Raw genomic sequence first — 14867 nt, 5'->3', positions numbered from 1 at the left:
GTTTAAGATTTTAAAAACTATTTAATCATTACGCTATGTACGCAATTGTAGAGATAGCAGGGCAGCAATTTAAAGTTGCAAAAGATCAAAAGGTATTTGTAAACCGTTTGTCAGGAGAAGAAGGAGACGATGTTTCTTTCGATAAAGTTCTTATGACAGGAGATGGTGACAACATCACTTTAGGCGCCCCGGCTATAGAAGGAGCTCTAGTAGGAGCAACAATCACTCGTCACTTAAAAGGAGACAAGGTTATCGTTTTCAAAAAGAAGAGACGTAAAGGTTACAGAAAGAAAAACGGTCACCGTCAATCTTTAACTGAACTTTTAATAGGTGATATCTCATTAAAAGGAGGTAAAAAAGCAGCTAAAACTGAAAGCGCAGCTCCTAAAGCTGAAGCTAAAAGTGAATCTAATGACGATTTAAGTAACAACACTGTTGCTGAATTGAGAGAGATGGCTAAAGAACAAGGACTTGAAGGATATTCTTCAATGAAGAAGGCTGAATTAATTGAAGCTTTAAGTAAATAATAATCTACTAAAAACTTAAAATAAGATGGCTCACAAAAAAGGAGTAGGTAGTTCGAAAAACGGTAGAGAATCAGAATCAAAACGCTTAGGTGTTAAGATTTTTGGTGGTCAGGCTGCTATAGCAGGTAATATTATCGTTAGACAACGTGGTAACACGCATCACCCAGGTGAAAACGTTTATGGTGGTAAAGACCATACACTACACGCAAGAGTAGACGGTGTTGTTAAATTCACTAAAAAGAAAGACAACAAATCTTACGTTTCTATAGTACCAGCTGCAGAAGCATAAGTAAAACTTATATAATTATTTAAAAGGGTCTCTTTCAGATTGAAAGAGACCCTTTTTTTGTTTATAGTTTAAACTTTACCTAATACAGACTTAACACCGCTACTTTATCTTAGTATGTTAATTCAACCCATTGAGAACCCTACTTTTAATTACATTACTTTGTATTATGGCTCCTTATGCTTTAATACAGGCACAGTCTATTGATAAATCTTTTCAGCATTTTTCAGACTCTCTCTTTTATGTATATAAATTAGAATTAGATACTGCATTAAAACAATCAGATCGAAATAAAATTGTTGAAGCATACTTAAACCGCGCATCGCTATATAAACAATCTCAGATTTACACAGAAGCAGTCGAGAATTATAACTTAGCATACAGATATAGCTCAAAAACAGCATATAAAACTAAGTCTTGTATTAAAAATAATCTTGGGGAGATTTATATATTATTAAATAATTATACAAAGGCTCTACACTATTTAAAAGAAGCTTTTGAGATTGCATCAGAAAATAATTTATCTATTGAAAAAGCTAAAAGTTTACGGTTAATAGGTACGTGCAAAGAAAAGCTTGGTGAACCCCTCGTAGCGTTGACTTATCAAAACAGAAGCTATGCAATTTATAATGAGCAAAATGATTTATATGGGCAGGCCATAGTAAATGAAAATTTAGGAAGTATCTATGAGGACCTTAAAATGTATGATAAAGCGTACAGTCACTTTGAAAAGGCTTTTGTGTATTTTAAAAATACAAATGATGAGTCGCAGATAAATGCTCTTAATAATCTGGCAGATATTTACAGAAAGACTCAAGATTACACGAATGCCCTGATAAAAACAACAGCGGCATTAAATCTTGCACAGCAGTATGGCAATTCACATCAAATACAAAGTGCCTATAAAGATCTTTCTAAAACTTACATTTTAAAAAATGATTTTGAAAAGGGTTATCACTATTTGTCTGAATATCAAAAACGTGTAGAGCAGCAGTTTTATTCTCAAAATTTTAATCAGCTAAATGCGCTTCAAACCATTTTTGACACTAAAGAGAAACAAGCTCAAATTAATTTGCTTGAAGCAAAAAACAAGACGGCAAAAGCTAATTTAGTTATTCTCATCCTGCTTACACTCGTTGCGGTCGTTTCATGTGTTTTGGTTCTTTATATTCAGAAAAGAAGAAGGAGCTTAATTGCCAAGATTCACGCGTATAAACAACGTGCTCTAGAAGCTGAAATAGAACATAAGGTTGCTCAGGAGCAATACTTACAAAATGAAATTCAGCTTAAAACAGCTACACTCTCTAAATACAGCTTAAGCATTTCTCAAAAAAATAAATTGATAGAAGAGGTGTCGGGAACACTTCAGAAACTAAGTTCTCGTAAACGAATGGATCTTCCTGTAAAATTAGAAGCCCTATCAAAAGAATTAGATCTTCATCTTGCAGAAGATAATGAGTGGAACCAATTTATGGTTCTATTTGAAGAAATTCATCCCCACTTTACAAAAAATTTAAGTGAAGTTACGTTACATAAACTTACGGCAACTGAGTTGCGTTTATGTTTGCTTTTAAGACTTAATTTATCGTCAAAAGAGATCGCTTCTATTTTACGAATTACGGCAGACAGCGTTCGAGTTGCGAGGTATCGTTTACGCAGAAAACTACCCATAGAAACACAGGAAGAATTAGTGAATTTTATGCTCAGGTTATAAAGGAGGGTTATTCTTTAACAAGATGTTAGTTTTGTGTAAAGTTTAGGTAATTGTTGCCCTGGTGTAGCTTTCAAAATTTACAATCTTTACAATTTGTTGCTTTTAATTTTAGCAGGTGTTTAAAGGGCTCAGGTAAATTTGAAAAAATACTAAACACCAAAAAAATGAAAATTATTACCAGTTTAAAGTTGCTCAGTGTAACGCTGCTTTTTGCCTTTAGTAGTACAAGTTTATCTGCGCAAAACAGTAGTATTCAAGGCGTGATTGTAGATGATTATGGAATAAATGTTCCGGGCGCCGCAGTAATGATTGAAGCCTTAAATAAAGGAGCGGTTTCTAACCAGGACGGAAAATTTACCTTTCTTGATATTCCTGAAGGTAGCCATACACTTGCTATTAAATATTTAGGTTTTAAAGATATGTTTGTGCCGGTAGATGTCACTAGTGGTAAAACAACAACGATATCTATTTTGTTAACTTCAGAAGAGACTAAATTAGAAGATGTACAGGTTATAGGTTATAGTTCTGGTGGGCAATCGCGTGCACTTAATACACAAAAGAATAATCTTAATATTACTAATGTTGTTTCTACAGATCAGATAGGTAAGTTTCCTGATGCCAATATAGGTGATGCGGCAAAGCGTATTCCGGGTATTACGATGCAGATAGATCAGGGAGAAGCGCGAAATATTATTGTACGTGGTCTGGCTCCACAGTTAAATTCGGTAACCTTAAACGGAAGCCGTATTCCTTCGGCAGAAGGAGATAATAGAAATGTACAGATGGATTTGATTCCGTCTGATATGATACAAACCATAGAGGTCAATAAAGCTGTAACGCCAGATATGGATGCAGATGCTTTAGGTGGTTCTGTAAACCTTGTAACACGATCTACTCCGCAAAGCTTTAGACTCTCTGCCACGGGTGGAAGTGGAATAAATTTTATTACAGATAAACGTATTCTAAGCGGGTCGTTTCTTGTAGGCGATCGTTCAAAAAACAAAAAGTTTGGCTGGCTTATTTCTGCATCTATAAATGACAACGATTTTGGGAGTGATAATGTAGAAGCAGAGTGGGCAGATACGTTTGAATATACAAACGCAGCTGGTGAGGAGACAGAGGTTGACGTCAATCCGTATGCGGCTGTTTTTGAAACGCGTAAATATCTTGTTCAACGAGTAAGACGCAGTTTTTCTGCAAACCTAGACTACAATATAGATGAGAATAATGAGATTTATTTAAAAACGATGTATAACTGGCGTGATGATCGGGAGAATCGTTTTGCCTATTCTTCTGAGGTTTTAGATGCCGAAGATATTCTTGAAAGTGATTTTGATTTGGTTAACAATACGCCTTCGCGTTTTCCGGTTGAAGCAAAAAGAGAAACTAAAGGAGGTATCCCCGGTGGAAGAAATCAAAACAGACGTCTTGAAGATCAGCGTATGCAGAACTATAGTCTGGGAGGAAATCACGTTTTTGGAAATCTTAAATTCACCTGGATGGGTTCTTTTGCAAAAGCATCTGAAGAACGGCCTAATGAGCGTTATTTAGTTTACGCTTCAGAATATGGTATAAACAATGAAGTTGTTGACACACGTTACCCATTGCATATGCCCGAAGAAACAGAAGATTTCACAAATTTCGAATTTGATGAGTTGACTGAAGAATATCAATTTACAGAAGAAAAGGACCTTAACTTTTTTGCCAATTTTGAGCTCCCGGCAGACTTTTTTAATACCGAAAGTGGGAGTATAAAATTTGGTGTTCGTGGTCGTTTTAAAAATAAGAATAGAGACAATAGCTTCTTTGAATATGCACCGCTTACCGGCACTTTAGATAATCTGTCTCTTGTAGAGCAACGTAATTATAGTGGTAACGATTTTCTTGCAGGATCTCAATATAAACCCGGTGTTTTTGCATCCCCACAATTTTTAGGAGGTTTAAATCTACAAGATGTAACAGCTATTGAAGGTGAGGCTGTGCCTGATGAATATCTGGGTGATAATTTTGACGTGACAGAAAATGTGTTTGCAGGTTATTTAATGACTAATCAAAAGCTTACCGAAAAACTTGACGTGTTAATAGGTTTAAGAATTGAGAATACGCGCATTGAGAGTACTGGAAATAGCTTTAATGTAGATGAGCCAGAAGATGTTACACAGATTGATGATGAGAGCTCCTATACTAATATACTGCCGGGAGTGCATTTTAAATACAATGCTTCAGAATCAACAGTTTTGCGTTTTGCGTGGACAAATACACTAGCCAGGCCTAATTATATAGATCTGGTGCCTTACAGGCAACGCGAAGACGATGAGATCTCAATAGGAAATCCGCAATTAGAACCTACAACTTCTATGAATTTTGATTTTATGGCAGAGCGATATTTTGAGTCTGTAGGGATTCTTTCAGGCGGAGTGTTTTACAAAAATATTCAGGATTTTATTTACACTCAAAAAACAGATCAGGAAGATGGTATAGAGTTATTTCAGCCTTTAAATGGTGACAAAGCAACCATCTTTGGGGCTGAAGTTGCTTTTCAGCGACAGCTAGATTTCCTGCCGGGTTTCCTCAAGAACTTTGGTATCTATGTAAACTACACCTATCTAAATTCTGAAGCTAAGGGTATTGCAAATGAAGATGGTGACTTGCGCGGTGATCTCGATTTACCGGGCTCTTCTCCTAATATGTTTAATGCTTCATTATCTTATGGTGACAGCTGGTTTAGTGCTCGCTTATCTGGTAATTATTCTGATGCTTATTTAGACGAATTAGGAGGTAATGCTTTTGAAGATCGTTTTTATGATGAGCAGTTCTTTTTAGATCTTAATGCAACTGTTTTCTTATCTAAAAATCTTCAGGTATTTGCAAACCTCAACAATATTACAAATCAGCCTTTGCGTTATTATCAAGGAGTGCAGGATAGGACTATGCAGATGGAATACTACAATACGCGTTTAACCTTTGGTGTCAAATATGACTTATTTTAAAATGAAAAACTTCAAAATTATAGCATTTCTAAGCGGTATTTCTATAGTGATTTCCTGCGGAAGTAGTAAATCTCAACTGCCTGAGATTAAACCCGATCTAATAACAGAGCACGTTAAATATGATACAGATGACCCTGCGATTTGGATAAATCCTGAAGATGCATCGCAGAGTATTGTTTTTGGTACAGATAAAGAAAGTGATGGAGCGATCTATGCTTTTGATCTCAACGGAAAGATTATAGCATCAAAAACCATTCGCGGTATTCAAAGACCTAACAATGTAGATCTGCGTTACAATTTTCCTGTGACTGATTCTACTACGACAGATATCATTGCTTTTACTGAGAGGGAACGTAAAATGTTGCGCATCTATTCGGTTCCTGATATGAAACCTTTAGATGGTGGTGGATTTCCGGTATTTGCAGATGATAACAATCCCAATATAGATTTTCAATCTCCTATGGGTGTGAGTTTATACAAGTCGGCAATTGATAGCTCATTCTATGCGATTGTAGGTCGAAAATCTGGGCCTTTAGAAAACTACTTATATCAGTATAAAATCACGACAAAATCAGACAGTTTAGTAGGGTTTGACCTGGTACGTAAATTTGGTCAATTTAGTGGTAAAAAGGAAATTGAAGCTATTGCGGTAGATGATGCGATGGGTTTTATTTATTATTCAGATGAAGGAGATGGTATTAAAAAATATTTTGCAGAACCTGATAAGGGTAATGAGCAGGTAAGCTCTTTTGGATTTGCAGATTTTCAGAATGATATTGAGGGTATAGCGATTGCAACTTATGAAGATGGCACAGGTTTTTTAATAGTATCAGACCAGCAACGGGGGCAGTTTAACATTTATGATCGCAAAACAAATGCTTTTATAAAGGCTTTAAATCTTACAACGACAGAAACAGACGGTTGTGATGTGGTAACGGTACCTCTCAATAGTACATTTAAAAACGGCTTGTTTGTAGCGATGAATGACGACGGTACTTTTTATTTTTATGATTTAGCCAAGCTGAAGTAGTAAAGAAAAATAGGTTGAAAATTAAAAAACCCCTCTTAAATATCTAAGAGGGGTTTTGCTTTTTAAGTGTTATTAATTATAAACCAGGATATGTTCCTGTAATAATCTCGACACCATCAATTATCCATCCTACTACAAAGAATCCTGCAGTTAGGATAAAAAGAATGTTCCATAAAATAGGGCTTCCTAAGTACCATCTGTGCGCAGCAAAGGCTCCTAAAAATAACCCTCACAATACTGTGAAGGTTATTGCTGTATTATTAAATGCTGTATTTAATTCTTTAAGTTTAGTTGTAGAGCGTCATAACTTTCAGACTTTATGCCAATTAATCCGAATTTTGTTTCCCCGGCAGCAATTGTTTTTCCATATAAATTATATTCTTCCAGCTCTATTTTAAACTTTTTGTTAGCAGAACCCGCAGCAATCATATTTGCTCCTGCGAGGCCGGGTCCAACTATTAACCCTGCCGGAAAAGAGTTTGTGTTTTCTTCGTAACCGTAAGGACCATTAGATGCAGAAGTTGAATAAACACTTACAGGGCTTAATAATAAATACCAAAGGTAACTTGCCGGACTTTGTTTAATAGCTTTAAATACGTCAGCCTGATCCATTATATAGACCTCGTTTCCGTTTTGATAAGCAATTACGGCATCTCTTCCAAAGACAATATCGTTAGTAGAGTTATTGGTAATTTTTAATGCTACTAGTTTAACTCCTTTTTTTGCTTCTTTCTTAGCGTACTTTTTTTCAAGAAGATCGTATTTGTAATCTAATTGCAGATCCTGATTTTTAGCAGTACTGATGTAGTTTATAGATTGGGGTTCAATTAATCGATATCTGGAAGCGCAACCCGACAAAGCGACAATTAAATTTAGTAACAGTAATTTGTAGATGTGTTTCATTAATAAAACTTTAAGATTTAATGTAAAAATATAATTATAAATGATATAGGCAAGTTTTTACATAAAAAAAGCCCCGACATATTTAATATGTCGGGGCTTAGGATTTTTGAACCCTAATTTTGGCAAGCTTAGTATCTGTAATACTCCGGTTTGAAAGGGCCTTCAACCGTAACTCCAATATATTCAGCTTGTTCTGTGCTTAATTCGGTAAGTTCTACACCTATTTTCTCTAGGTGTAAAGCGGCTACCTTCTCATCTAAATGCTTAGGTAGCATATAAACATCATTGTCATAGTTAGCAGAATTTTTCCAAAGTTCAATTTGTGCTAAAGTCTGGTTTGTAAATGAGTTACTCATTACAAAACTTGGGTGACCTGTTGCACAACCCAGGTTTACAAGGCGACCTTCAGCAAGAAGAATAATATCTTTACCGTCTATCGTGTATTTGTCAACCTGTGGCTTAATCTCATCTTTAGTAGAACCGTAGTTTTCATTTAACCAGGCTACCTGTATCTCATTATCAAAGTGGCCTATGTTACAAACTATGGTTTTATCTTTCATCGCTTTAAAGTGCTCAGCACGTACAATGTCTTTATTTCCTGTAGTAGTGATCACAATATCTGCAGTGCTTACAACGGTCTCTAGGCGTTTAACTTCAAAACCGTCCATTGCAGCTTGTAATGCACAAATAGGGTCAATTTCAGTAACCGTAACAATAGAACCTGCACCTTTAAAAGAAGCAGCTGTACCTTTACCTACATCTCCATAACCACAAACTACAACACGTTTGCCGGCAAGCATCACATCTGTTGCACGACGAATTGCATCAACAGCACTTTCGCGACAACCGTATTTGTTGTCAAATTTAGATTTTGTAACGCTGTCATTAATATTTATAGCAGGCATTGGTAAAGTACCTTTTTTAACGCGCTCGTATAAACGGTGAACACCCGTAGTAGTCTCTTCAGAAATACCTTTAATTGCAGCACTTAACTCAGGATACTCATCAAGTACCATATTTGTTAAATCACCACCATCATCAAGAATCATGTTTAATGGCTTACGGTCTTCACCAAAGAAAAGCGTTTGCTCAATACACCAGTTAAATTCTTCTTCACTCAAACCTTTCCAGGCATACACAGGAATCCCCGCTGCTGCAATTGCTGCTGCTGCGTGATCTTGTGTAGAAAATATATTACAAGAGCTCCAGGTCACATCTGCACCTAGTGCAACAAGTGTTTCAATTAATACTGCGGTTTGAATTGTCATATGCAGACATCCTGCAATACGCGCTCCTTTTAGCGGTTGCTCGGCACCATATTCTTCTCTCAAAGCCATAAGTCCCGGCATCTCTGCCTCAGCTAATTCAATTTCTTTTCTACCCCAAGCAGCTAAAGAAATATCTTTAACTTTATAAGGTACATACTGTACTGTTTTCGTTGACATAGTCTTATATTTACAATTCTTATTTTTTGCAAAAATACGTAATAATCACTACTTAACGTGCCACTTTTCAAAACAATAACACCTAATCCAACCACTCAAGTTTATATCTGGAAAGTGGAAGAGCCTCTTGAAGTTTTAGCTAAATCTGTAAATCTTACTCCGCATTGTCAGGCTCGCTTTGACAGTATGAAGTCAGAATTACACCGCAGAGGTTTTTTGAGTATTAGACATCTTTTACACGTTGCAGGTTATACAGATCAGGATTTATACTATACAGAGAATGGAAAGCCGCATCTTAAGGACGGTAAGCATATTTCAATAACACACTCCTACAATTTTACGGCAATAATCGTTAGTGATACTGCTGAAGTAGGTATAGATATTGAAATGCAGCGCGATAAAATCTTACGTATTGCATCTCGCTTTACTCCGTTAAAAGAATACAAAACCCTTGCTAATGATGAAGCGGTTGTGCGCAAACTCACCATTGTTTGGGGAGCAAAAGAATCATTATATAAAATATACGGGGTTAAAGGGCTCAGCTTTCTACAACATATTAATGTAGCTGATTTTGATTTTGATGACAATAAATCAACAGCGGTTATAAATTATCACGGGAGTCAGAGTGAGTACAGTGTTGATTTTCTCGAGTTTGAAGGCTTTACCTGTGTATATGCTTTGGCTTTATGATCAAAAATTTAAAGAAAAGTAAAAAAGAAGTCTACACGCATTTTCAAAATGCAGCACAAAACAGGCAGTCTCTCTTTGCAATCTTATTTGACCCCGAAGAATTTGATGATAAGGCTATTGATAATCAGCTAAAGCGAATTCCAAAAAACGTCACACACATTTTAGTAGGAGGTAGTACAGCGACTCAATCTCAAACGCAAGTAGCGGTTCGTTATATTAAAGAACAGTGTAAATTACCGGTTGTATTATTTCCAGGAGATTACCGGCATATTACAGCAGAAGCAGATGCCTTACTTTTTTTAAGTTTACTTTCTGGGGACAATGCAGAATACCTCATACATCAGCAAATAAAGTCTGTAGAAATACTTAGAGATACAGATATAGAGATTATACCTACCGGTTATATTTTAATAGACGGCGGTATAGAAACAGCAGTTCAGCGGGTAAGCAACACTCAGCCGCTATCTCAAAACAATATTGATCTCATTGTAAATACTGCACTTGCGGGGCAATATTCTGGCAAAAAATTAATTTATTTAGAGGCGGGTAGTGGAGCTGTGAATCGGGTTTCCGTACAAATTATAGAAGCTGTGAAAAAAGCGATAACAATACCCTTAATTGTAGGAGGCGGAATACGCACTCAACAGCAGTTGCAAGATGCATATCGCGCAGGAGCAGATATGGTTGTGGTAGGAAATGCTTTTGAAAAAGGCGATTTTTAAGACCCTCGTATTGTTGAGATAGTTCTATATTATCGCAGAAATAAAATAATAAAACTCATGAACATTTCAGTAGAACTTACATTAACGCCACTCCAGGACGATTACGAGCCGGCAATTATAGATTTTATTAAAAGTTTGCGTGCATCTGGGCTAATCGTTTTAGAAAATCCTTTAAGTACACAGGTTTATGGTGATTATGATGCGGTAATGACTGTACTTCAGAAAGAAATGAAAGTTGCTTTAGAAGCGGTAGAGCGAGGTCTTTTATACATAAAAATCGTAAAATCTGACCGCAGCGACTATGAGCCCCATTTTTGATTTTCTATTTGGTCAATATGCAGAATACGAGACCACTTCTGTAGTCTTAGAAATTATAGCGGTTGTTTTTGGACTCCTTTCTGTCTGGTTTTCTAAGCAGAACAATATTTGGGTTTACCCTTCGGGGATGATAAGCACAGCAATTTTTGTGTATCTGTTAGCAAAGTGGGGTTTGCTGGGCGATTTAATGATTAACGCATATTATTTTGCGATGAGTGTTTATGGCTGGTACATTTGGACGCGTAAAGTAGATGCAAAACATGTTACGCCTATAACGCGAACTACGTTAACAGAACATAAATGGTCTGCTCTCATTTTTATATTAACGCTCATTTTTGTGTTTTGTGTCTACACGTATTTTGACAAGTGGAATAGTTGGACGGCGTATGTAGATACGATAACCACAGCTATATTTTTTGTTGGGATGTGGCTTATGGCTAAGCGTAAGATTGAGAATTGGATTTATTGGATAGTGGGAGATATAATTTCTGTGCCCTTATATTTTCACAAAGGCTTCACATTTACCAGTTTTCAATATATTATTTTTACTATTCTAGCTATTTATGGTTTTATTGCGTGGAAAAAATACCTGAACAACAACCCGGTGATTGTATAAAAATTGTGCTGTTTGGACCAGAAAGTAGTGGTAAAACAACGCTTTCACGAGCACTATCTGAATATTATAAAACGGTATGGGTACCCGAGTATGCTCGCGAATACCTTCAAGAGAAGTGGGTGACTCAAAAAACAATTTGTGAGCCTAAAGATATACTTCCCATCGCAAGAGGACAGATTAAACTAGAGAATGACGCAGTACAAACCGGCATTAAATTAGTATTTTGTGATACAGATCTGTTAGAGACAAAAGTTTATAGTGAAGCTTATTATGAGGGTTGGTGTGATCCTTTTGTTGCTGAAGCAGCGCTCAAAAATAAGTATGATCTTTATCTCTTAACTTTTATTGATATACCCTGGGAGGCAGATGACTTACGAGATAGGCCAGAGCAACGTCAGGAAATGTTTGATCTTTTTGAACAGGCATTGATTAGTAACAACAGGCCATACGTGCTTTTAAAAGGAACTGTTCAGCAACGCTTAAAAACAGCTATTAACCAAATTAACAACTTACTACCTTGAATTTTACAGACCAAGAAATCAGCGAAATCAGAGAACATGGTTTAACTACAAAACAAGTAGCCTCTCAAATAGAACTTTTTGTAAATGGTGTACCTAATGTTAAGCTGGTCTCTGCAGCAACAATATCAGACGGTATTTTTCAGCTTTCAGATCAGGAGGCGTTAACCTATCGTGATGTTTATGAACAAAAGAAGGCAGATCTAGAAATTCTAAAATTTACACCAGCCTCTGGTGCTGCCAGTCGTATGTTTAAAAGTGTATTTAAATTTCTGGAAGATTATAATGTAGAAAAAGAATCAGTTAATGCATATCTAGAACGTACCGGTAGTAAGGCTATGAAAGTCTTTTTTGATAACTATGAGAAATTTCCTTTTTATAATAGAATAATAGATCATCTAAGTGATGCAGAATTGGCTGATGAAAACTCAAAAAAGTATGCATTTGTAAAGAAAATGATGGGTGCCGAAGGTGAAGACTTTGGCAATTTGCCTAAAGGTTTAATCCCTTTTCACTATTACGGTTCTTATAGTGTAACCGCTTTTGAAGAACACCTGTACGAGGCGGCTGCTTACGCTGCAAAAAATGATCAGGCAAAATTACATTTTACTGTATCTCCAGAACATAAAGAGGCTTTTGAAGCACAATTAAAAGAGGTAGAAACTTCAGTAAGTACAAAAACAAATACCCATTTTGAGGTTGATTATTCTTTTCAAAAGCCAGAAACAGATACTATCGCAGTTACTTTAGACAATAAAATGTATCGTAAAGATGATGGTTCGTTACTTTTTAGACCAGGAGGTCACGGTGCATTAATTGAAAATTTAAATGATGTTGATGCAGATGTGATATTTATTAAAAACATAGACAATGTCCTTGTTAACGATAGAATTGAGAATTTAGCAAAAAGTAAACGCACACTTGCGGGTGTGTTACTTGCAAAGCAGGAGCAGGTTTTTAAATATGCAGGTTTACTGGCAAACGACACCATTACAGAAGCAGAGCTCGAAGCGCTCGTTACGTTTTTAGAAACCGAATTTAGTACGCGTATAAGTGATGATTATTCTAATTTTTCAATGGCTGAAAAGAAAACATATCTAGCTGAAATTTTAGATAGACCCATACGAGTTTGTGGTATGGTTAAAAATGAAGGAGAACCTGGCGGAGGTCCGTTTTGGGTTGAAGATGAAAATGGCAAGATAGCGCTGCAGATTATTGAAAGTGCACAGGTAAATACTAAAGATGCTAAGCAGGAAGAGATTTTTAAAAACTCAACTCATTTTAATCCGGTAGATATTGTAGCAGGTGTGCGTAATTATAAAGGAGAGAAATACAATTTGCTTGATTATGTAAATCCAGACCTGGCATTTATCGCATATAAAACAGATGGCGGTACAGAGATTAAAGCATTAGAGCTTCCGGGATTGTGGAATGGCGCGATGGCACGCTGGAACACTTTATTTGTTGAGGTTCCTCTAGAAACATTCAATCCTGTAAAAACGGTAAATGATTTGCTTAAACCTTCGCACCAGAGCTAGATGAATAAAGACGTACTGTTTTCAGAATGTGATTTTAAAGCAGTTCGCAGTAGCGGGCCCGGAGGTCAGCACGTAAATAAAACTTCAACTAAAGTGATGCTACACTGGAGTTTAAAAGACACAACAGTATTTGATGAGGTACAAAAAGATCGTCTGAGTGCACGTTTATCTTCAAAACTTACTACCGAGGGTTCACTGGTGCTATCATACGATCAAAGTCGCAGTCAGCACAAAAACAAAGAAGAGGTATTTAAGAACCTGGTAAGGCTCTTGGAAGCAGGATTAAAAATTCCGAAGCATAGAAAAAAAACAAAACCCTCTTTAGCTTCTAAAAAGAGGCGACTTGATACAAAGAAGTATACAGCAGATAAAAAAGCAAACCGAAGGCCGCCCAGTTTATAAATGTACCGGTCAAGATTTTAAAAGTGTGGAGAATTTCCACACTTTTTTTGTGGAATATATTCAGATTCTACAAGTTCCACACATTCCATCATTTAGTGATGTTGAGTTCAATTACCTGTTTTTCAATACAATATAGTTATAAGAGATGGCTTAGTTGTACTTGGTACAGTTTTGTTATATACCTAAATGAGTTTGAGAGTAAACAAGCTTAATTTTCAAAATACTAATAAACAAATACAGAAATGAAAAATTTAATAATGACAGTGGCAGCAGCAGCAACGTTACTTTTTGCAAGTGAAAAGGTAAATGCTCAGGATACTGAAAATAAGGATATAGCATTAAATCAAACAGAAGTTCAAGCTCCGGTAAATGATGGATTTGAAAAAATAGAAATTTCAGAATTGCCTAAAATCGTTACAGATGCTGTAGTGGTTGATAAAGCTGGGGCTACGATTAATGAGGCTTTTTTAAATGCTGAATTAAAAGTATATAAACTCACGCTAACTAATGAAGATCTAGAATCTGAAACTGCTTACATAAATGAAGTAGGAAAATGGGTTGAGGTTAAATAAAAATTCAATTAAATAATCAATATAAATTTTTGCACAAACGTGCACTTTCTAAATAACACAATTATGAAAAATCTAGTAATGACAGTAGCAGCGGCAGCAACAATGATATTTGCAGCTCAAAATATGAATGCACAAGAAACATCTCAAGATGTTGCAATGAACCAAACAGAAGCACAAGCTCCGGTACAGGATGGTTTTGAAAAAATAGAAACAGCTGCACTTCCCGAGATTGTTACAAACGCAGTAACGGCAGACAAAGCAGGTTCTGAAGTGACCGAGGCATTCTTTAATGAAGAATTAGGAGTGTATAAGTTGATGTTACAGGCAGAAGGCGCTGAAGCTGAAACAGCATATATCAACGCAGAAGGAAAATGGGTTACTTTAAAGTAATCTAAAGTAAAAAGTAAGTATTATAAATCACGACACTTAGGTGTTAATCTAAAATATCAAATTATGAAAAAGTTAGTAATGACTGTAGCAGCCGCAACAACAATGCTTTTTGCAGCTCAAAATATGACCGCACAAGAAACATCTCAAGATGTTGCAATGAACCAAACAGAAGCACAAGCTCCGGTACAGGATGGTTTTGAAAAAAT

At 36.1% G+C, this 14867-nt stretch carries 16 protein-coding genes and 1 pseudogene; 14 read left to right on the top strand and 3 right to left on the bottom strand.

Going from position 1 to position 14867, the window contains the following annotated elements; all coding sequences use genetic code 11:
* Positions 1-35: 35 nt before the first annotated feature.
* The 5 genes from rplU (at position 36) to ACEN25_RS13710 (ending at position 6547) form a co-directional block, all read left to right on the top strand.
* Positions 36-527, top strand: coding sequence for a 50S ribosomal protein L21 (gene rplU / locus ACEN25_RS13730; RefSeq protein WP_028376877.1), 492 nt, complete (start codon positions 36-38; stop codon positions 525-527).
* A 25-nt stretch (positions 528-552) separates the two neighbouring features.
* A complete protein-coding gene (gene rpmA / locus ACEN25_RS13725) occupies positions 553-816 on the top strand; it encodes a 50S ribosomal protein L27 (protein ID WP_128757973.1) in 264 nt (87 codons plus the stop codon).
* Between the two features lie 130 nt (positions 817-946).
* Positions 947-2527, top strand: a complete 1581-nt coding sequence (locus tag ACEN25_RS13720; protein WP_441803404.1) for a tetratricopeptide repeat protein — start codon at positions 947-949, stop codon at positions 2525-2527.
* A 164-nt stretch (positions 2528-2691) separates the two neighbouring features.
* Positions 2692-5517 carry a TonB-dependent receptor gene (locus ACEN25_RS13715; protein WP_441803403.1) on the top strand — a complete coding sequence of 942 codons (2826 nt, stop codon included), beginning with the start codon at positions 2692-2694 and terminating at the stop codon, positions 5515-5517.
* A 1-nt stretch (position 5518) separates the two neighbouring features.
* Complete coding sequence (locus ACEN25_RS13710) at positions 5519-6547, top strand: phytase (RefSeq protein WP_441803402.1); 1029 nt, start codon at positions 5519-5521, stop codon at positions 6545-6547.
* A gap of 76 nt (positions 6548-6623) precedes the next feature.
* Here the strand turns inward: ACEN25_RS13710 and ACEN25_RS13705 are convergent.
* The 3 genes and pseudogenes from ACEN25_RS13705 to ahcY all read right to left on the bottom strand — a co-directional run.
* A pseudogene (locus ACEN25_RS13705) lies at positions 6624-6761 on the bottom strand (NINE protein); the annotation flags it as partial.
* Between the two features lie 59 nt (positions 6762-6820).
* Entirely contained in the window at positions 6821-7450 is a 630-nt protein-coding gene (locus ACEN25_RS13700) for a hypothetical protein (protein ID WP_441803401.1), read from the bottom strand.
* Between the two features lie 128 nt (positions 7451-7578).
* Positions 7579-8895 (bottom strand): adenosylhomocysteinase, encoded by a 1317-nt coding sequence (gene ahcY, locus ACEN25_RS13695; RefSeq protein ID WP_441803400.1) that lies wholly within the window; start codon positions 8893-8895, stop codon positions 7579-7581.
* Positions 8896-8952: 57 nt separating this feature from the next.
* Between ahcY and ACEN25_RS13690 the strand changes: the two genes are divergently transcribed.
* The 9 genes from ACEN25_RS13690 to ACEN25_RS13650 all read left to right on the top strand — a co-directional run bounded on the left by ACEN25_RS13690 (position 8953) and on the right by ACEN25_RS13650 (position 14661).
* A complete protein-coding gene (locus tag ACEN25_RS13690; protein ID WP_441803399.1) occupies positions 8953-9585 on the top strand; it encodes a 4'-phosphopantetheinyl transferase family protein in 633 nt (210 codons plus the stop codon).
* A complete protein-coding gene (locus ACEN25_RS13685; protein WP_441803398.1) occupies positions 9582-10307 on the top strand; it encodes a geranylgeranylglyceryl/heptaprenylglyceryl phosphate synthase in 726 nt (241 codons plus the stop codon). The genes ACEN25_RS13690 and ACEN25_RS13685 overlap by 4 nt, the downstream gene beginning before the upstream one ends.
* Positions 10308-10364: 57 nt before the next feature.
* Positions 10365-10625, top strand: coding sequence for a thiamine-binding protein (locus ACEN25_RS13680; protein WP_028376866.1), 261 nt, complete (start codon positions 10365-10367; stop codon positions 10623-10625).
* The gene (pnuC, locus tag ACEN25_RS13675) at positions 10609-11241 is read left to right on the top strand and encodes a nicotinamide riboside transporter PnuC (protein ID WP_441803397.1); all 633 of its coding nucleotides are present in this window, start codon (positions 10609-10611) and stop codon (positions 11239-11241) included. Before ACEN25_RS13680 ends, pnuC begins: the two co-directional genes overlap by 17 nt.
* A complete protein-coding gene (locus tag ACEN25_RS13670; RefSeq protein ID WP_441803396.1) occupies positions 11202-11762 on the top strand; it encodes an AAA family ATPase in 561 nt (186 codons plus the stop codon). Before pnuC ends, ACEN25_RS13670 begins: the two co-directional genes overlap by 40 nt.
* Positions 11759-13297, top strand: a complete 1539-nt coding sequence (locus ACEN25_RS13665; RefSeq protein WP_441803395.1) for a DUF4301 family protein — start codon at positions 11759-11761, stop codon at positions 13295-13297. Before ACEN25_RS13670 ends, ACEN25_RS13665 begins: the two co-directional genes overlap by 4 nt.
* Positions 13298-13699, top strand: coding sequence for an alternative ribosome rescue aminoacyl-tRNA hydrolase ArfB (gene arfB, locus ACEN25_RS13660; protein WP_441803394.1), 402 nt, complete (start codon positions 13298-13300; stop codon positions 13697-13699).
* 242 nt (positions 13700-13941) lie between these two features.
* Entirely contained in the window at positions 13942-14271 is a 330-nt protein-coding gene (locus tag ACEN25_RS13655) for a hypothetical protein (RefSeq protein ID WP_441803393.1), read from the top strand.
* 63 nt (positions 14272-14334) lie between these two features.
* Entirely contained in the window at positions 14335-14661 is a 327-nt protein-coding gene (locus tag ACEN25_RS13650) for a hypothetical protein (protein WP_441803392.1), read from the top strand.
* Positions 14662-14867 lie beyond the last annotated feature (206 nt).

It is taken from the genome of Leeuwenhoekiella sp. W20_SRS_FM14 (assembly GCF_052119605.1).
Taxonomy (GTDB): Bacteria; Bacteroidota; Bacteroidia; order Flavobacteriales; family Flavobacteriaceae; genus Leeuwenhoekiella.
The sequence above is the reverse complement of the archived record's forward strand: the minus strand, read 5'-3'. Positions and strand labels throughout refer to the sequence as shown.